The 16,400-nt window shown below is 61.9% G+C and carries 19 protein-coding genes; 13 read left to right on the forward strand and 6 right to left on the reverse strand.

Annotated elements, in window-relative coordinates:
- Positions 1 to 93 precede the first annotated feature (93 nt).
- Genes KSS96_RS26885 through pilG form a run of 4 tightly spaced genes read right to left on the reverse strand, consistent with a single transcriptional unit; the run spans position 94 to position 3,498 of the window.
- On the reverse strand, positions 94 to 2,145 hold the full coding sequence (locus KSS96_RS26885; RefSeq protein ID WP_017530979.1) for a methyl-accepting chemotaxis protein: 2,052 nt from the start codon (positions 2,143 to 2,145) through the stop codon (positions 94 to 96).
- On the reverse strand, positions 2,142 to 2,666 hold the full coding sequence (locus KSS96_RS26890) for a chemotaxis protein CheW (protein WP_017530978.1): 525 nt from the start codon (positions 2,664 to 2,666) through the stop codon (positions 2,142 to 2,144). Before KSS96_RS26890 ends, KSS96_RS26885 begins: the two co-directional genes overlap by 4 nt.
- A 12-nt stretch (positions 2,667 to 2,678) precedes the next feature.
- Complete coding sequence (gene pilH / locus KSS96_RS26895) at positions 2,679 to 3,044, reverse strand: twitching motility response regulator PilH (RefSeq protein ID WP_014720320.1); 366 nt, start codon at positions 3,042 to 3,044, stop codon at positions 2,679 to 2,681.
- A 46-nt stretch (positions 3,045 to 3,090) separates the two neighbouring features.
- Positions 3,091 to 3,498 (reverse strand): twitching motility response regulator PilG, encoded by a 408-nt coding sequence (gene pilG, locus KSS96_RS26900; protein WP_003176671.1) that lies wholly within the window; start codon positions 3,496 to 3,498, stop codon positions 3,091 to 3,093.
- A 239-nt stretch (positions 3,499 to 3,737) separates the two neighbouring features.
- On the opposite strand from pilG, the gene gshB reads away from it, so the two are divergent.
- The 7 genes from gshB (at position 3,738) to KSS96_RS26935 (ending at position 9,645) form a co-directional block, all read left to right on the forward strand.
- A complete protein-coding gene (gene gshB, locus KSS96_RS26905) occupies positions 3,738 to 4,691 on the forward strand; it encodes a glutathione synthase (protein ID WP_217855511.1) in 954 nt (317 codons plus the stop codon).
- 77 nt (positions 4,692 to 4,768) lie between these two features.
- Positions 4,769 to 5,674 (forward strand): energy transducer TonB, encoded by a 906-nt coding sequence (locus tag KSS96_RS26910; RefSeq protein ID WP_017530976.1) that lies wholly within the window; start codon positions 4,769 to 4,771, stop codon positions 5,672 to 5,674.
- A gap of 77 nt (positions 5,675 to 5,751) precedes the next feature.
- On the forward strand, positions 5,752 to 6,321 hold the full coding sequence (locus KSS96_RS26915; protein WP_017530975.1) for a YqgE/AlgH family protein: 570 nt from the start codon (positions 5,752 to 5,754) through the stop codon (positions 6,319 to 6,321).
- Complete coding sequence (gene ruvX / locus KSS96_RS26920) at positions 6,321 to 6,758, forward strand: Holliday junction resolvase RuvX (protein WP_017530974.1); 438 nt, start codon at positions 6,321 to 6,323, stop codon at positions 6,756 to 6,758. The genes KSS96_RS26915 and ruvX overlap by 1 nt, the downstream gene beginning before the upstream one ends.
- A gap of 83 nt (positions 6,759 to 6,841) precedes the next feature.
- Positions 6,842 to 7,348: a bifunctional pyr operon transcriptional regulator/uracil phosphoribosyltransferase PyrR gene (pyrR, locus tag KSS96_RS26925; RefSeq protein WP_065879317.1), complete on the forward strand. Its 507-nt coding sequence runs from the start codon at positions 6,842 to 6,844 to the stop codon at positions 7,346 to 7,348.
- Positions 7,349 to 7,372: 24 nt separating this feature from the next.
- Complete coding sequence (locus KSS96_RS26930; RefSeq protein WP_017530972.1) at positions 7,373 to 8,377, forward strand: aspartate carbamoyltransferase catalytic subunit; 1,005 nt, start codon at positions 7,373 to 7,375, stop codon at positions 8,375 to 8,377.
- The gene (locus tag KSS96_RS26935; RefSeq protein ID WP_217855513.1) at positions 8,374 to 9,645 is read left to right on the forward strand and encodes a dihydroorotase; all 1,272 of its coding nucleotides are present in this window, start codon (positions 8,374 to 8,376) and stop codon (positions 9,643 to 9,645) included. The genes KSS96_RS26930 and KSS96_RS26935 overlap by 4 nt, the downstream gene beginning before the upstream one ends.
- Positions 9,646 to 9,787: 142 nt before the next feature.
- Here KSS96_RS26935 and KSS96_RS26940 read toward each other — a convergent pair whose 3' ends face one another.
- A complete protein-coding gene (locus KSS96_RS26940; protein WP_017530970.1) occupies positions 9,788 to 10,216 on the reverse strand; it encodes an NINE protein in 429 nt (142 codons plus the stop codon).
- Between the two features lie 250 nt (positions 10,217 to 10,466).
- On the opposite strand from KSS96_RS26940, the gene KSS96_RS26945 reads away from it, so the two are divergent.
- Positions 10,467 to 11,102, forward strand: a complete 636-nt coding sequence (locus KSS96_RS26945) for a C40 family peptidase (protein ID WP_017530969.1) — start codon at positions 10,467 to 10,469, stop codon at positions 11,100 to 11,102.
- Positions 11,103 to 11,250: 148 nt separating this feature from the next.
- Here the strand turns inward: KSS96_RS26945 and KSS96_RS26950 are convergent, their stop codons facing one another.
- Complete coding sequence (locus tag KSS96_RS26950) at positions 11,251 to 12,285, reverse strand: type IV pilus twitching motility protein PilT (RefSeq protein WP_017530968.1); 1,035 nt, start codon at positions 12,283 to 12,285, stop codon at positions 11,251 to 11,253.
- 57 nt (positions 12,286 to 12,342) lie between these two features.
- Here KSS96_RS26950 and KSS96_RS26955 point away from each other — a divergent pair, with 57 nt between their 5' ends.
- From KSS96_RS26955 to metW, 5 genes are all read left to right on the forward strand, one after another.
- Entirely contained in the window at positions 12,343 to 13,029 is a 687-nt protein-coding gene (locus tag KSS96_RS26955; RefSeq protein WP_217855516.1) for a YggS family pyridoxal phosphate-dependent enzyme, read from the forward strand.
- Between the two features lie 33 nt (positions 13,030 to 13,062).
- Positions 13,063 to 13,881: a pyrroline-5-carboxylate reductase gene (proC, locus tag KSS96_RS26960; RefSeq protein WP_065879315.1), complete on the forward strand. Its 819-nt coding sequence runs from the start codon at positions 13,063 to 13,065 to the stop codon at positions 13,879 to 13,881.
- 25 nt (positions 13,882 to 13,906) lie between these two features.
- Entirely contained in the window at positions 13,907 to 14,494 is a 588-nt protein-coding gene (locus tag KSS96_RS26965; RefSeq protein WP_065879314.1) for a YggT family protein, read from the forward strand.
- A 126-nt stretch (positions 14,495 to 14,620) separates the two neighbouring features.
- Positions 14,621 to 15,772, forward strand: coding sequence for a homoserine O-succinyltransferase MetX (gene metX, locus KSS96_RS26970; RefSeq protein ID WP_017530964.1), 1,152 nt, complete (start codon positions 14,621 to 14,623; stop codon positions 15,770 to 15,772).
- Positions 15,769 to 16,389: a methionine biosynthesis protein MetW gene (gene metW / locus KSS96_RS26975; protein ID WP_003234603.1), complete on the forward strand. Its 621-nt coding sequence runs from the start codon at positions 15,769 to 15,771 to the stop codon at positions 16,387 to 16,389. The genes metX and metW overlap by 4 nt, the downstream gene beginning before the upstream one ends.
- The last annotated feature ends 11 nt before the right edge of the window (positions 16,390 to 16,400 follow it).

Below are 16,400 nucleotides of genomic sequence, written 5' to 3' on the forward strand. Positions count from 1 at the left end.
GGCGGCGGGTCAGCTACAGAAATATCAACTGACAGTCAGCTATCGGGGGCAAGCCCCTCCCACATTGGGCTGTGGTGGTCTTTGGATCGCGTTTCAATCATCAGCCTGTTTGGGCGGTGGCAGGGTAAAACCCGACACCGACCGGCGCAACTGGCTGGCCATCTTCGCCAAATTGCCGATGCTTTCCGCCGTAGCGGTGGAACCGGACGACGTCTGGGTGGTGATCTGCTGGATCACGTTCATGGTCAGGGAGATCTGCCCCGCCGACGAGGTCTGTTGTTGCGCCGCGTTGGAAATACTCTGGATCAACGCCGCCAGGGTTTTCGACACGCCTTCGATCTCTTCCAGCGCCACGCCTGCGTCCTGAGCCAGCCGGGCGCCGCGTACCACTTCGGTGGTGGTCTGCTCCATGGAGATGACCGCTTCGTTGGTGTCGGCCTGGATCGCCCGCACCAGGGTCTCGATCTGCCGGGTGGCCGCCGACGAGCGTTCGGCCAGCCGTTGCACTTCATCGGCCACCACTGCGAAACCGCGCCCGGCATCGCCGGCCATGCTCGCCTGGATCGCCGCGTTGAGGGCGAGGATGTTGGTCTGTTCGGCAATGTCGTCGATCAGGCTGACGATGTCGCCGATCTCTTGGGACGATTCACCCAGGCGCTTGATGCGCTTGGCGGTGTCCTGGATCTGTTCGCGGATGTTGTCCATGCCGTGGATGGTGTTGTGCACCACCTCGTTGCCCTTGTTGGCGATTTCTACCGAGCGCTCCGCCACCGCCGACGACTCAGCGGCGTTGGCCGATACCTGGTCGATGGACTGGGCCATCTGGTTGATCGCCGTGGAGGCTTCGGCGATCTGCTGGGCTTGATGCTCCGAGGCCTGGGCCAGGTGCATGGCGGTGGCCTGGGTGTCCTGCACCGCGCCGGCCACCTGCCCGGCGGTGAGGTTGATCGTTGCGACCAGGTCACGCAGCTGGTCCACGGAGTAGTTGATCGAGTCGGCGATGGTGCCGGTGAAGTCTTCGGTCACCGAGGCGGTCACGGTGAGGTCGCCGTCGGCCAAGTCTTCGATTTCATCGAGCAGGCGCATGATCGCGTTCTGGTTGCGCTCGTTCTTCTCGGCGGTCTCGTGCAGTTGGCGGTTGGTCTCGCGCACCATCACCAGGCCGATCAGGATAATCGAGGTCAACGCCAGCAGGCCCAGCACATAGCCGCCGATGGTGTCGAAACTGCGCCCGCTGGCCAGGTTCTCGAAACCGGTGGCCAGGTGCGAGGCTTCATCGAGCAGGGTTTGCGACAGGTTGAAAATATTGCTCGCCGAGGCGCGCACCTGGAACAGCTGCGGCGAGGTTTCGAGGATTTCATCCACCGAGCCTGAGACGAACTCGAACAGCTCGGCGATTTCCGTCAGCCGCGCGCGGGCGTCGCGGTCTTCGACCTGGGTGATGCGCAGGCCCGGGTTACCGTTGAGCATGCCATTGAGCACCTGGCCGAAGCGCGCGGCATCACGGCCAAAGGCATCGGCGGCCTGCACGGCGGTTTCGTCACCGGCCAGCACCGTATTGACCGCGCCCAGAATACGCTCGGCCAACAGCGACTGGCGCTGGGCAACCGCCACCTGGCTGGCCGGTGCACCGCGTTGCAACAGGATGTCGACGACTTTTTCCGACTCCATCTGCAATTGCGGCACGGTTTCGGCCAGGGTCGCGGCCACTTGGTGCAGGGACAACACGGTCTGTTCGCTGGCGAGGATCGCGTCGGTGTTTTTCAGCAGTGCTTCCCAGTCGGTCTGCACCGCGCGCATTTCGGCGCGTACCGCACCGGGCGCGGCCGGCAGGCCGGTATCCGGGTCGCCTTTTTTCAGGTAGCCCCAACGCTGGGCGAAGTCGTTGCGCGCATCGCCCAGCAGTTTGAAGGCGGCAGCCTTGCCGGCGGCGGCCTCGGTGGCGTTTTTGGCAATACGTTGCGACAGCACACGCAGTTCACCGGCGTGGCCGATGTACTGTTTGTCGTAGGTGGACTGGGTGTTGAGGTACGCGAAGTTGGCAAACAACAGCATGATGAACACGATCAACGCGATAAACAGCACGATGATCTGTGAGCGGCTGCGCGAGCCGGCCTGGGGTTTGGGTGGGGTAACGGTGGTCATGCGGCGACATCCAAGAAACCCGGGGCCCGGGCCAGAGCGAAGGGGCTGAAGACCTGCCAGGACGGGTCGCCGTCAAACCGGCCCTGGATAAACGGCGCGCCGGGGCTGGCATTGGCCAGCAAGGCGTCTTGTGCGAAATGCTGCATCCCCACCACCTCGTCCACCAGCAGCCCGACAAACAGATCGTTGTATTCCACCACCAGCACCCGGCGTTGCTTGCGCACCTTGGACAGCGCAAGGCCAAGGAAACCGCCCAGGTCCATCACCGGCAGCAGGCGCCCGCGCAGGTTGGCCACCCCTTTGACCCAGGCCTTGACGCCCGGCATCAACGTGCAGCGCGGCTCGTGCAGCACCTCGGCGACTTCGCCCATCGGCGCCACATAACAATGCTCACCCAGGCGAAAGCCGATACCACTCCAGCGCTGCAGGCGGGCTTCCTGGGACGGCAGGTCGGCGGCCAACAGGCGGCAGCGGCGGTCGATGTCCAGCAACAGCTCGAAGGCGGTTTGCGACTCGGTCATGATGGCGTGCCGTCAGCCGGCCAGTACCTTGTTCAAGGTGGCGATCAGGGTTTCTTCGTCCACCGGCTTGGTCAGGTAGTCCTTGGCGCCCTGGCGCGCGCCCCAGATCTTGTCGGTTTCCTGGTCTTTGGTGGTGATGATGATGATGGGGATGCCGTTGGTTTCCGGCTCCTTGGACAATTGGCGGGTGGCCTGGAAGCCATTGAGGCCCGGCATCACGATGTCCATCAGGACCGCATCGGGTTTTTCCTGGCGGGCCAGGGCTACGCCATCGGCGCCGTTTTCGGCCTTGAGGACCTGGTGGCCGTGCTTTTCCAGCATGCCGGTCAGTTTGTACATTTCAGTCGGCGAATCGTCGACGATCAGAACACGTGCCATGGTTTTCCCCATTACATTGGTCGGCGCCGGCCCTTGTAAGGCGACGTCAGTGTGCTTGTTCAACTGCGGCGAACCCCGGCACGTAGGCCTTGATCGCGCTCAGCAGTTCTTCCTTGCTGAAAGGCTTGGTCAAAAACTGATCGACACCGACGATGCGCCCCTTGGCCTTGTCGAACAGGCCGTCCTTGGAGGACAGCATGATCACCGGGATCGACTTGAACGCCGGGTTGTTCTTCACCAAGGCGCAGGTCTGATAGCCATCCAGGCGCGGCATCATGATGTCGACAAAGATAATGTGCGGGTGATGATCAACAATCCGGGCCAGGGCATCGAAACCGTCGATGGCCGTGATGACATCGCAGCCCACGTTCTTCAACAGCGTCTCGGCGGTGCGGCGGATCGTTTTCGAATCGTCGATCACCATCACTCTCAAGGCGTTGGAATGCTGTTCCATATCTGCTCTACCATCGCCACAGCGAATCGGTTTTCGGTGCGTACTGCCTGATGTTGCACAGGATGAGCGCCGCAGGCCTTGGAATTCAAGGGCTGCTGCGCCGTGGCAGCCTTTTTAGCACAGTCTCGAAGAGCAATCTATCGAGGCACTCGCCCGGTGGTTTTTCCTTGACCCACAACAACTGCAGCGCCACTCTGACGCCACTTTTATGCGCCCTAATTTGCTAGAGGAAATCCCCCATGAGCGTTCGCGTCGGCATTGTCATGGACCCTATCGCCAGCATCTCCTATAAAAAGGACAGCTCGCTGGCCATGCTCCTGGCCGCCCAGGCCCGCGGCTGGACCCTGTTCTATATGGAACAGCGCGACTTGTACCAGGGCGACGGCGAGGCCCGCGCACGCATGCGCCCGTTGCAGGTGTTCGCCAACCCCGAGAAGTGGTTTGAGCTTTCAGACGAGATCGACAGCCCGTTGAGCGATCTGGACGTGATCCTGATGCGCAAGGACCCGCCGTTCGACATGGAATTTGTCTACTCCACCTACCTGCTGGAGCAGGCCGAGCGCGCCGGCGTGCTGATCGTCAACAAGCCGCAGAGCCTGCGCGACTGCAACGAAAAACTGTTCGCCACGTTGTTCCCGCAGTGCACGCCGCCGACCGTGGTCAGCCGCCGCGCCGATGTGCTGCGTGAATTTGCCGCCAAGCATGGCGATGTGATCCTCAAGCCGCTGGACGGCATGGGCGGCACCTCGATTTTCCGTCATCGCGCCGGCGACCCGAACCTGTCGGTGATCCTCGAAACCCTGACCGCCCTGGGCACCCAGCAGATCATGGGCCAGGCCTACCTGCCGGCAATCAAGGATGGCGACAAGCGCATCCTGATGATCGACGGCGAGCCGGTGGATTACTGCCTGGCGCGCATCCCGGCAGCGGGCGAGACCCGTGGCAACCTGGCGGCAGGCGGTCGTGGCGAAGCGCGGCCGTTGTCGGACAAGGACCGCTGGATCGCCAGCCAGGTTGGCCCGACGCTGCGGGAAAAGAGCTTGCTGTTTGTAGGCCTTGACGTAATTGGTGAGAACCTCACCGAAATCAACGTCACCAGCCCCACCTGTATCCGTGAGATCGACAATGCATTTGGCACGAACATCGGCGAAATGCTGATGGCCGCCATTGAGCGCAAGCTACAAGCCAAGTGACATAGAACAGCCGGACACGCACCAACATTGCGTTATCATGCGCGACCTGTGAAACGCGCGATGTTGGTTTTTTTGTCATGACACTCCCGTCCAATCTGCCTCCCGAACTCTCCCACAGCGGCGTGCGCCCGGCTGATCGGCTCGGTTTTACCCTGTTTCTGGCCGCGCTGATTCACCTGGCCGTGCTCCTCGGCGTGGGGTTCACCATGGTCGAGCCCAAGCAGATCACCAAGACCCTGGAAATCACCCTCGCCACGTTCAAAAGCGAAAAAAAGCCTGAGAAGGCAGACTTTCTCGCCCAGGACAACCAGCAGGGCAGCGGCACCCTGGACAAGAAAGCCATCCCCAAGACCACTGAAGTGGCGCCGTTCCAGGACAACAAGGTCAACAAAGTCACGCCCCCTCCGGCGCCCAAGCCCGAAATCAAGCAGGCCACGCCCAAGCCAGCGGTGGCCACCGTCGCGCCCAAACCGCAAAAAGCGCCGGTCCAGCGCGAAAAAACCAAGACCGAGCCGCAGCCGGAACCGGTGAAGCCAGCGCCGACGTTTGACAGCTCGCAGCTGTCCGACCAGATCTCCAGCCTGGAAGCCGAACTGGCCAATGAACAGCAGCTGTACGCCAAGCGCCCACGCATCTACCGCCTGAACGCCGCCTCCACCATGCGCGATAAAGGCGCCTGGTATAAGGACGAGTGGCGCAAGAAGGTCGAGCGTATCGGCAACCTCAATTACCCGGACGAGGCCCGTCGCCAACAGATTTACGGCAACTTGCGGCTATTGGTGTCGATCAACCGCGATGGCTCGCTCTATGAGGTACAGGTGCTGGAATCCTCCGGCCAGCCGCTGTTGGACCAGGCCGCCCAGCGCATCGTGCGCCTGGCCGCGCCGTTCGCCCCGTTTACCGGGGACTTGAACGACGTGGACCGTCTGGAAATCATCCGCACCTGGAAATTCGCCAAGGGCGATCGGCTCTCCAGCAACTGACCGCTGCCTGTGTAGTGAGCGCACAACACAAGAACTCCAGCTTGTCAGTTCGCCCCTCCAACGCCACACTAGCGGACATGAAAAATGTCAGCCCGACTTACCTCAAGCACCAATTCCTGATTGCCATGCCCCACATGGCCGACCCGAACTTTGCGCAGACCTTGACCTATATCGTCGAGCACACGGCCAATGGTGCCATGGGGTTGGTGGTAAACCGCCCGCAGGAGCTGAGCCTGGCCGATATCCTCGAGCAGTTGCGCCCCGAGATAGAGCCGCCGGCCCGTTGCCAGCATGTGCCGATCTACATCGGCGGGCCGGTGCAGACTGATCGAGGTTTTGTGCTGCACCCCACCGGGCCCAAGTTCCAGGCCACGGTGGACCTGGACGGTGTGTCGCTGTCCACCTCCCAGGACGTGTTGTTTGCGATTGCCGATGGCGTGGGCCCCGAGCAAAGCGTCATCACCCTGGGTTACGCCGGCTGGGAAGCCGGGCAGTTGGAAACCGAACTGGCCAGTAATGCCTGGCTGACCTGCCCGTTCGACGCCGACATCCTGTTCAACACCGCCAGCGAACTGCGCCTTGAAGCGGCCGCCGCCAAGCTGCGAGTCAACCTTAGTTTGTTGACCAGCCAGGCAGGGCACGCCTGATGGCCTTGCGTCTGATCCTGGGTTTTGACTACGGCACCAAACAGATCGGCGTTGCGGTCGGCCAGGTCATCACCGGCCAGGCCCGCGAACTGTGCACCCTCAAGGCCCAGAACGGCATACCGGACTGGAATCAGGTCGAAGCGTTGATCAACGAATGGAAACCCGATGCGGTGGTGGTCGGCCTGCCTCTGAACATGGACGGCACCCCCAGCGACATGTGCCTGCGCGCCGAAAAGTTCGCCCGCCGCCTCAACGGCCGCTACAACATTCCCTTCTATACCCACGACGAACGCCTGACCACCTTCGAAGCCAAGGGTGAGCGACGTGACCGTGGCGGGCAAAAGGGCAGCTACCGCGACAACCCCGTGGACGCTATCGCGGCCGCGCTGCTGTTGCAGGGTTGGCTGGATGAAAACACGGCGTTATTTGAATCCTGACTGACGCGGCTTGCCGCGTCTTTTTACGTTTGAGCCCGGACCTTGCAGGCCACCCGCCGCGCAAGGCGTTTGAAGGAGCCACCATGAGCCTGCCGAATCCCACCGAACTGATCGCCCAGATGGCGACACGCCTCAAGGCGCACCTGGAACACCGCAGCATCAGCGAGCCGCGCTTTATCGGCATTCGCACCGGCGGTGTGTGGGTGGCGCAGGCGCTGCTGGAGGCACTGGACAGCGATTCGCCCCTGGGCACCCTGGACGTATCCTTCTACCGCGACGACTTCAGCCAGAACGGCCTGCACCCGCAGGTGCGCCCTTCCGCCCTGCCGTTCGAGATCGAAGGCCAGCATCTGGTGTTGATCGACGACGTGCTGATGAGCGGCCGCACCATCCGCGCCGCCATGAACGAGCTGTTCGACTACGGCCGCCCGGCCAGCATCACGCTGGTCTGCCTGCTGGACCTGGACGCCGGCGAACTGCCGATCAGCCCGGATGTGGTCGGCGCCACGCTGTCGCTTGCCGCCCGGCAACGGGTAAAATTGTCCGGTCCCACGCCGCTCGAACTCGAACTGCAAGACCTTGCCCTTTAAACCGCCTTGTAAAGAGTCCCCGCGATGACGCCTCTAGATGCCAAGCGCCCGCTGCAGCTCAATGCTCAGGGCCAGTTGCAACACTTCTTGTCCCTCGACGGTTTGCCCCGCGAACTGCTCACCGAAATCCTCGACACGGCCGACTCGTTTCTCGAAGTCGGTGGCCGGGCGGTGAAGAAAGTCCCACTGCTGCGCGGCAAAACCATCTGCAACGTGTTCTTCGAGAACTCCACGCGCACCCGTACCACCTTTGAACTGGCGGCCCAGCGGCTGTCGGCCGACGTGATCACGCTGAACGTGTCCACCTCGTCGGCGAGCAAGGGCGAGACACTGCTCGACACCCTGCGCAACCTGGAAGCCATGGCCGCCGACATGTTCGTGGTACGCCATGGCGACTCCGGCGCCGCGCATTTCATCGCCGAGCACGTGTGCCCGCAAGTGGCGATCATCAACGGCGGCGACGGCCGCCACGCCCACCCGACCCAGGGCATGCTCGACATGCTCACCATTCGTCGGCACAAGGGCAGCTTTGAAAACCTCTCGGTGGCCATCGTCGGCGACATCCTGCATTCGCGTGTCGCGCGCTCGAACATGCTGGCCCTGAAAACCCTGGGTTGCCCCGACATCCGCGTCATCGCGCCAAAGACCCTGCTGCCGATCGGTATCGAGCAATACGGCGTGAAGGTCTACACCGACATGGCCGAAGGCCTCAAGGGCGTGGACGTGGTGATCATGCTGCGCCTGCAACGCGAGCGCATGGCCGGTGGCCTGCTGCCGAGCGAAGGTGAATTCTATCGCCTGTTCGGCCTGACCACCGCACGCCTGGCCGGGGCCAAGCCGGATGCCATCGTGATGCACCCGGGCCCGATCAACCGAGGGGTGGAGATTGAGTCGGCAGTGGCCGACGGCAACCAGTCGGTGATCCTCAACCAGGTCACCTACGGCATCGCCGTGCGCATGGCAGTGTTGTCCATGGCCATGAGCGGGCAAACCGCGCAACGTCAATTCGAGCAGGAGAACGCCCAGTGAAGCTCAGCATTATTGGCGCTCGCGTTATCGACCCGGCCAGTGGCCTGGATCAAGTGACCGATCTTCATCTGGAAGCCGGCAAGATCATTGCCCTCGGTGCCGCCCCCATCGGCTTCAGTGCCAGCCAGACCATCGACGCCAAAGGCCTGGTCGCCGCGCCTGGCCTGGTGGACCTGAACGTCGCCCTGCGCGAGCCCGGTTACAGCCGCAAAGGCAGCATCGCCAGCGAAACCCGCGCCGCCGCGGCCGGTGGCGTGACCAGCCTGTGCTGCCCGCCGCATACCAAACCAATCCTGGACACCTCGGCGGTGACCGAGCTGATCCTCGACCGTGCCCGTGAAGCCGGCAATTGCAAAGTGTTCCCCATCGGCGCCCTGAGCAAAGGCCTGGAAGGCGAACAGCTTGCAGAGCTCATTGCGCTGCGCGACGCCGGTTGCGTGGCCTTCGGCAACGGTTTGGAGAGCTTTCGCAGCACCCGCACCCTGTGCCGCGCGCTGGAATATGCGGCCACCTTCGATCTAACGGTGATCTTCCACTCCCAGGACCGCGACCTGGCCGAAGGCGGCCTGGCCCATGAAGGCGCCGTGGCCAGCTTCCTCGGCCTGCCGGGCATTCCGGAAACCGCCGAAACCGTGGCCCTGGCCCGCGACCTGCTGCTGGTGGAACAAAGCGGCGTGCGTGCGCACTTCAGCCAACTGACCAGCGCCCGAGGCGTGGCCCTGATTGCCCAGGCCCAGGCCCGTGGCCTGCCGGTGACGGCGGATGTGGCGTTGTATCAGTTGATCCTGACGGATGAGGCGCTGATCGACTTCTCCAGCCTGTACCACGTGCAGCCGCCGCTGCGCACCCTGGCCGACCGCGACGGTTTGCGCGCGGCCGTGAAGTCGGGTGTGGTCTCGGCGATCTCCAGCCACCACCAACCCCACGAGCGCGACGCCAAGCTGGCGCCGTTTGGCGCGACAGAACCGGGTATCAGCAGCGTCGAGCTGTTGCTGCCGTTGGCGATGACGCTGGTGGAAGATGGCTTGCTGGACTTGCCGACATTGCTGGCGCGCCTGAGCGCCGGCCCGGCCGAAGCCTTGCGCCTGCCGGCGGGTAAGCTGGCGGTGGGTGCGGCGGCGGACCTGGTGCTGTTTGATCCGGCAAGCTCCACGATTGCCGGCGAACACTGGTTGTCCAAGGGCGAGAACTGCCCGTTCATCGGCCATGCATTGCCGGCGACGGTGCGTTACACGCTGGTAGACGGCCGCATCAGCTACCAGGCCTAAAATCAGTCTAGAGCGAGCACAGTAACCATGTGGGAGGGGGCCTGCTCCCGATAGCGGTGTATCAGTCACTTAATTGTTTACTGATGCACCGCAATCGGGAGCAAGCCCCCTCCCACAGTTGGTTATGTGTAGGCTTCTGGAGTCAACGTCCGCCATTGCGCTCGGCATTGCGAATCGAGATCTGCGTATTCAGCGTCCAGAAGTCATACAGCACCCCCACCAGGAACAAGCCGCCGGTCAGCAGGTAGATCAGGCCAGAGATCCATTTGCCCTGGTACATGCGATGCACACCGAACACCCCAAGAAACGCCAACAGGATCCAGGCCACGTTGTATTCGATGGGCCCGGCGGTAAAACGCAGGTCGGCTTCACGGTCCATGGCCGGGATCAGGAACAGGTCGATCAACCAGCCAATACCCAACAAGCCAAGGGTGAAAAACCAGATCGTACCGGTAACGGGTTTACCGTAATAAAAGCGGTGCGCCCCGGTAAAACCGAAAATCCACAATAGGTAACCGATCACCTTACTGTGGGTGTCTTGCTGCGGACCAACCTGTTGATAGGTGTTCATGGCGTACCTCTTTTGCTTCGATAGATAAATTTTTTCACTTTCTTTGTGACTTTTTTACGCGCGCCCGACGTACGGCAAATGGTATCTTCACTGCCCTGAAAGCCTTATGCCACCTGACTTGTGTAGGACAATTGCGGCGAATCGTCGCGTTTTTCCGGGTTTTGACCCCAAGGTTCAGTCGACAAACGGCCTGAGAACGACACAAAAAGCTGTTATAAAGTTGCGCGCAAACCCATAAGAGCCACGCCTAATGCGACCATTTTTCAAGACATGGCTAACCATTTGCCTATTAATGCCACTGGCCGCCCACGCCACCAATCGTGAGCAACGACTTCCGAACGTTAACGGTTTTACCCCTAAAGTCCACAGCACCCCAAGCACTGCCAAATCGGTAAAGCCGACCGTCAGCCGCCCGACTCAACTGAGCAAGGCCCACGGTAAAACAGCCCCAGGCCTGATGGCAGTCAACACCAAGCAAAGCAGCAACGTCCTCAGCCGCGCTGTAAATGTGCTCGGTACGCCTTATCGTTGGGGCGGCAGCAGCCCAAGTAAAGGGTTCGACTGCAGCGGCCTGGTGAAATATGCGTTTAACGACGTCGCCGCCGTGGACTTGCCACGCACCTCCAATGCCATGGCCGCTGGCCACGGGCAGAAGGTTGACCGCAAGGATCTGAAACCCGGCGACCTATTGTTCTTCAAACTCAAGAGCCGCCAGGTGAACCACGTTGCCATCTACCTGGGCAACGACCGCTTCATTCACGCACCGCGTCGTGGCAAGTCGGTAAGCATCGACACCCTGAAAAAACCGTTCTGGGACAAGAACTACGTGATTGCCAAGCGGGTTCTGCCCAAAGAGCAGAACAGCTTGCGGGTAGTGCAGCGCTGATCCAAAGCTGAAACGCCGTAAATGTGGGGGGTTTGCTCCCGATGGCAGTGAGTCAGCTACAAATAAGCTGACTGATCCACCGCTATCGGGAGCAAGTCGAATCGTCGCACCGCCCCTCCCACATTTGATTTTTGTCGTTCACAAACCCTCAGATATCCCCAGGCACCCGCGCTTTCTCTCGCGCCTCTTCACGGCTGATCACTCCCTCCGTGACCAGCGCCTTCAAACTCATATCCAGCGTTTTCATCCCCAGCGCCCCGCCCGTCTGGATCGCCGAGACCATCTGCGCCACCTTGTCCTCGCGGATCAGGTTACGAATGGCTGGTGTGCCCAGCATGATTTCATGGGCCGCCACGCGCCCGCCGCCGAGCCTCTTCACCAGTACCTGGGACACCACGGCTTGCAGCGACTCCGACAGCATCGAACGCACCATGGCTTTTTCACCTGCTGGGAACACATCCACCAGGCGGTCTACGGTCTTTGCCGCCGAGGTGGTGTGCAAGGTGCCGAACACCAAGTGCCCGGTCTCTGCCGCCGTCAACGCCAGGCGAATGGTTTCCAGGTCGCGCAACTCGCCCACCAGGATCACATCCGGGTCTTCGCGCAGTGCCGAGCGCAGCGCTGCCGCAAAGCTGTGCGTATCACGGTGTACCTGGCGTTGATTGATCAGCGCGGTTTTCGGCCTGTGGATAAATTCGATGGGGTCTTCCAACGTGAGGATGTGCTGGCGCCGGTGCTGGTTGAGATGATCGATCATCGCCGCCAGGGTGGTGGACTTGCCGGAGCCGGTAGGCCCGGTCACCAGTACCAGGCCGCGCGGCAACCGGGCGATACGCTGGAATACATCGCCCAAGCCCAGGTTCTCCAAACTCTGGACCTCGGCCGGGATGGCGCGAAACACTGCGCCCATGCCGCGATCCTGCTGGAACACGTTTGCCCGGAACCGCGCCACGCCGGGCAGCTCGAAGGAAAAATCCGTTTCAAGAGATGTTTCGAAATCGTTTTGTTGGTGCTCGTTGAGCAAAGGGCTTAACAAGTCCGCAACTTGCCGGGATGAAAGCACCGGCCAATCCAGGGGCCAAACCTCGCCATCGATTCTCAGCATGGGCACCAGGCCAGCCGACAGATGCAGGTCGGAGGCGCCCCGGCGCACCCCAACCGTAAGCAATTCAGTGATATCCATAGGGCTTTCCATTTCCAGTAGAATGCCGCGGACTCCATATCCACGGGCGCATCTTGAATGTCGACGATAGCAGACAATATCGGCCAGGTTAGCGGGCGCATCCGCGCCGCGGCCGAGGCCGTGCAACGTGACGCAAACAGCATCCACCTGCTGGCCGTGAGCAAGACCAAACCCGCGCCAGCTGTGCGCGAAGCCTATGCCGCCGGGCTGCGCGACTTTGGCGAGAACTATCTGCAGGAAGCCTTGGGTAAACAGGCCGAATTGACCGACCTGCCCTTGAGTTGGCACTTCATCGGCCCCATTCAATCGAATAAGACTCGCGCCATCGCCGAGAACTTCGACTGGGTGCATTCCGTGGACCGCCTCAAAATTGCCCAACGCCTGTCCGAACAACGCCCGGCCGAGCTGCCGCCGCTGAACATTTGCATTCAGGTCAACGTGAGTGGCGAAGCCAGCAAGTCCGGCTGCACGCCCGCCGACCTGCCGGCCCTGGCCAACGCGATCAGCGCCCTGCCGCACTTGAAGCTGCGCGGTTTGATGGCGATTCCCGAGCCGACAGAAGATCGGGCCGAGCAAGATGCGGCGTTCGCCACCGTGTGCGACCTGCAAGCCCGTTTGAACCTGCCGCTCGACACACTTTCCATGGGCATGAGCCACGACCTTGAGTCGGCTATCGCCCAGGGTGCCACCTGGGTGCGGATCGGTACCGCCCTGTTTGGTGCCCGCGACTACGGCCAGCCATGAAATGGCTGACTTCCCTCTGAGTAAGGACCTGTCATGAGCAACACGCGTATTGCCTTTATCGGCGCCGGAAACATGGCGGCCAGCCTGATCGGCGGCCTGCGGGCCAAGGGCCTGGACTCCACGCAGATCCGCGCCAGCGATCCGGGTGAAGAGACCCGCGCCCGCATCAGCACCGAACATGGCATCAACACCTTCGCCGACAATGCCGAGGCCATCCAGGGCGTCGACGTGATCGTGCTGGCGGTCAAGCCGCAGGCCATGAAGGCCGTGTGCGAGAGCCTGCGCCCGAGCCTGCAGCCGCACCAACTGGTGGTGTCCATTGCCGCCGGCATCACCTGCGCCAGCATGAACAATTGGCTCGGCGCCCAGCCGATCGTGCGCTGCATGCCCAATACCCCGGCGCTGCTGCGCCAGGGTGTAAGCGGCCTGTACGCCACCGCCCAAGTGAGCGCCGAACAGCGTGAGCAGGCCCAGGAGTTGCTGTCCGCCGTGGGCATTGCCCTGTGGCTGGAACAGGAGCAGCAACTGGACGCGGTCACCGCCGTGTCCGGCAGCGGCCCGGCCTATTTCTTCCTGCTGATCGAGGCCATGACCGCCGCCGGCGTGAAGCTGGGGCTCTCCAAGGAAGTTGCCGAGCAACTGGCCGAGCAAACCGCCCTGGGCGCGGCGAAGATGGCCGTCACAAGCGATGTGGACGCGGCCGAGTTGCGCCGTCGCGTAACGTCACCGGGCGGCACCACGCAAGCTGCGATCGAATCGTTCCAGGCCGGGGGCTTTGAAGCCCTGGTAGAAAAAGCACTGGGTGCCGCGGCGCATCGTTCGGCCGAAATGGCCGAGCAGCTGGGCAAATAGTCGTCTCCCTACGAAGGAATACATGATGCTTGGACTCAATGACGCCCTGATCTTCATCATCCAGACCTTGGGCAGCCTGTACCTGCTGATCGTGCTGATGCGTTTTATCCTGCAACTGGTGCGGGCGAACTTCTACAACCCGCTGTGCCAGTTCGTGGTGAAAGCCACCCAGCCGCTGCTCAAGCCACTGCGCCGCATAGTGCCGAGCATGTTCGGCCTGGACATGTCGTCGCTGGTGCTGGCACTGCTGCTGCAGATCCTGCTGTTTGTGGTGGTCTTGATGCTAAATGGCTACCAGGCCTTCACGGTGCTGCTGTTGCCGTGGGCGCTGATCGGTATCTTCTCGCTGTTTTTGAAGATCATCTTCTGGTCGATGATCATCAGCGTGATCCTCTCCTGGGTCGCACCCGGCAGCCGCAGCCCTGGGGCAGAACTGGTGTACCAGATCACCGAGCCGGTGCTGGCGCCGTTCCGTCGCCTGATCCCCAACCTGGGCGGCCTGGATATCTCGCCGATCTTCGCGTTTATCGCGATCCAACTGATCCAGAGCTGGGTGATTCCGCGCCTGGCATTCTATGCGTTCATGCCTAAAGAGCTGTTTGGCTTGATCTGACACGCGGAACAAATGTGGGAGCAAGTCGCGCACCGCGCTCCCACATTTTGCTCCGTGCGGGCCTTTGCTTGCCGCTGGGGTTCCCGCTCTTTAGACTTACGCCTCATTTAAACGAGAGCAGGGTCGATGCCAGCTGCCTTCCCCCCCGATTCTGTTGGACTGGTCGTGCCGCAAGTGGCGCACTTCAGCGAACCCCTGGCCTTGGCCTGCGGTCGCTCGCTGCCAGCCTACGACCTGATCTATGAAACCTACGGCCAATTGAATGCCACGGCGAGCAACGCCGTGCTGATCTGCCACGCCCTGTCCGGCCATCACCACGCCGCCGGTTTCCACTCTGCCGACGAGCGCAAGCCCGGCTGGTGGGACAGCTGCATCGGCCCCGGCAAGCCCATCGATACCACCAAGTTCTTTGTGGTCAGCCTGAACAACCTCGGCGGTTGCAACGGTTCCACCGGCCCCAGCAGCCTCAACCCGGAAACCGGCAAGCCATTCGGCGCCGACTTCCCCGTGCTCACCGTGGAAGACTGGGTGCACAGCCAGGCGCGCCTGGCCGACCTGCTCGGCATCAACCAGTGGGCGGCGGTGATCGGCGGCAGCCTGGGCGGCATGCAGGCATTGCAATGGACCATCACTTACCCGGATCGCGTGCGCCATTGCCTGGCCATCGCCTCGGCCCCCAAGTTGTCGGCACAGAACATCGCCTTCAACGAAGTGGCGCGCCAGGCAATCCTTACCGACCCCGAGTTCCACGGCGGCTCGTTCCAGGAAGCGGGTGTGATCCCCAAGCGCGGCTTGATGCTGGCGCGGATGGTCGGGCATATCACTTACCTGTCCGACGATTCCATGGGCGAGAAATTCGGCCGTGGCCTCAAGAGCGAGAAGCTCAACTACGACTTCCACAGCGTCGAATTCCAGGTGGAAAGCTACCTGCGCTATCAGGGCGAGGAGTTTTCCGGGCGTTTCGACGCCAATACCTACCTGCTGATGACCAAGGCCCTGGACTATTTCGACCCGGCGGCCAATCACGACGATGACCTGGCGAAAACCTTCGAGCACGCCACAGCCAAGTTCTGCGTGATGTCATTCACCACCGACTGGCGCTTCTCACCGGCGCGCTCGCGTGAGCTGGTGGATGCCCTGATGGCCGCCAAGAAAGACGTCTGCTACCTGGAGATCGACGCACCGCAAGGCCACGACGCCTTCCTGATTCCGATCCCACGCTACCTGCAGGCGTTCAGTAACTACATGAACCGTATTTCGCTTGTGAGAACGCCATGAGAGCCGACCTGGACATCATCCAAGACTGGATCCCCGCCGGCAGCCGCGTGCTCGACCTGGGCTGCGGCGATGGCGAACTGCTGAGCTGGCTGCGCGACCACAAGCAAGTCACCGGCTACGGCCTGGAAAACGATCCGGACAACATCGCCCAGTGCGTGGCCAAGGGCATCAACGTCATTGAGCAGGACCTGGACAAGGGCCTCGGCAACTTTGCCAGCAACAGCTTCGACATCGTGGTGATGACCCAGGCCCTGCAAGCGGTGCATTACCCGGACCGGATCCTCGACGAAATGCTGCGCGTAGGCCGCCAGTGCATCATCACCTTCCCCAATTTCGGGCACTGGCGCTGCCGCTGGTACCTGGCCACCAAGGGCCGCATGCCGGTATCGGATTTCCTGCCCTACACCTGGTACAACACGCCGAACATCCACTTCTGCACCTTTGAAGACTTCGAAGCGCTATGTGGCGAGCGTGAAGCCAAGGTGATCAACCGCCTGGCCGTCGATCAACAGCATCGCCACGGCTGGGCGAGTAAGCTATGGCCCAACCTGTTGGGCGAAATCGGTATCTACCGGGTCAGCAGCCCTGGCCTGACCGACCACAAGATTGCCGTCTAATCATTTCAAGA

Origin of the sequence: Pseudomonas asgharzadehiana (genome assembly GCF_019139815.1) — a bacterium.
Classification (GTDB): domain Bacteria; phylum Pseudomonadota; class Gammaproteobacteria; order Pseudomonadales; family Pseudomonadaceae; genus Aquipseudomonas; species Aquipseudomonas asgharzadehiana.

Coding starts and splice junctions, on each gene's coding strand:
- KSS96_RS26885 (WP_017530979.1), bottom strand. CDS start 2,145: ATGACCACCGTTACCCCACCCAAACCCCAGGCCGGCTCGCGCAGCCGC.
- KSS96_RS26890 (WP_017530978.1), bottom strand. CDS start 2,666: ATGACCGAGTCGCAAACCGCCTTCGAGCTGTTGCTGGACATCGACCGC.
- pilH (WP_014720320.1), bottom strand. CDS start 3,044: ATGGCACGTGTTCTGATCGTCGACGATTCGCCGACTGAAATGTACAAA.
- pilG (WP_003176671.1), bottom strand. CDS start 3,498: ATGGAACAGCATTCCAACGCCTTGAGAGTGATGGTGATCGACGATTCG.
- gshB (WP_217855511.1), top strand. CDS start 3,738: ATGAGCGTTCGCGTCGGCATTGTCATGGACCCTATCGCCAGCATCTCC.
- KSS96_RS26910 (WP_017530976.1), top strand. CDS start 4,769: ATGACACTCCCGTCCAATCTGCCTCCCGAACTCTCCCACAGCGGCGTG.
- KSS96_RS26915 (WP_017530975.1), top strand. CDS start 5,752: ATGAAAAATGTCAGCCCGACTTACCTCAAGCACCAATTCCTGATTGCC.
- ruvX (WP_017530974.1), top strand. CDS start 6,321: ATGGCCTTGCGTCTGATCCTGGGTTTTGACTACGGCACCAAACAGATC.
- pyrR (WP_065879317.1), top strand. CDS start 6,842: ATGAGCCTGCCGAATCCCACCGAACTGATCGCCCAGATGGCGACACGC.
- KSS96_RS26930 (WP_017530972.1), top strand. CDS start 7,373: ATGACGCCTCTAGATGCCAAGCGCCCGCTGCAGCTCAATGCTCAGGGC.
- KSS96_RS26940 (WP_017530970.1), bottom strand. CDS start 10,216: ATGAACACCTATCAACAGGTTGGTCCGCAGCAAGACACCCACAGTAAG.
- KSS96_RS26945 (WP_017530969.1), top strand. CDS start 10,467: ATGCGACCATTTTTCAAGACATGGCTAACCATTTGCCTATTAATGCCA.
- KSS96_RS26950 (WP_017530968.1), bottom strand. CDS start 12,285: ATGGATATCACTGAATTGCTTACGGTTGGGGTGCGCCGGGGCGCCTCC.
- KSS96_RS26955 (WP_217855516.1), top strand. CDS start 12,343: ATGTCGACGATAGCAGACAATATCGGCCAGGTTAGCGGGCGCATCCGC.
- proC (WP_065879315.1), top strand. CDS start 13,063: ATGAGCAACACGCGTATTGCCTTTATCGGCGCCGGAAACATGGCGGCC.
- KSS96_RS26965 (WP_065879314.1), top strand. CDS start 13,907: ATGCTTGGACTCAATGACGCCCTGATCTTCATCATCCAGACCTTGGGC.
- metX (WP_017530964.1), top strand. CDS start 14,621: ATGCCAGCTGCCTTCCCCCCCGATTCTGTTGGACTGGTCGTGCCGCAA.
- metW (WP_003234603.1), top strand. CDS start 15,769: ATGAGAGCCGACCTGGACATCATCCAAGACTGGATCCCCGCCGGCAGC.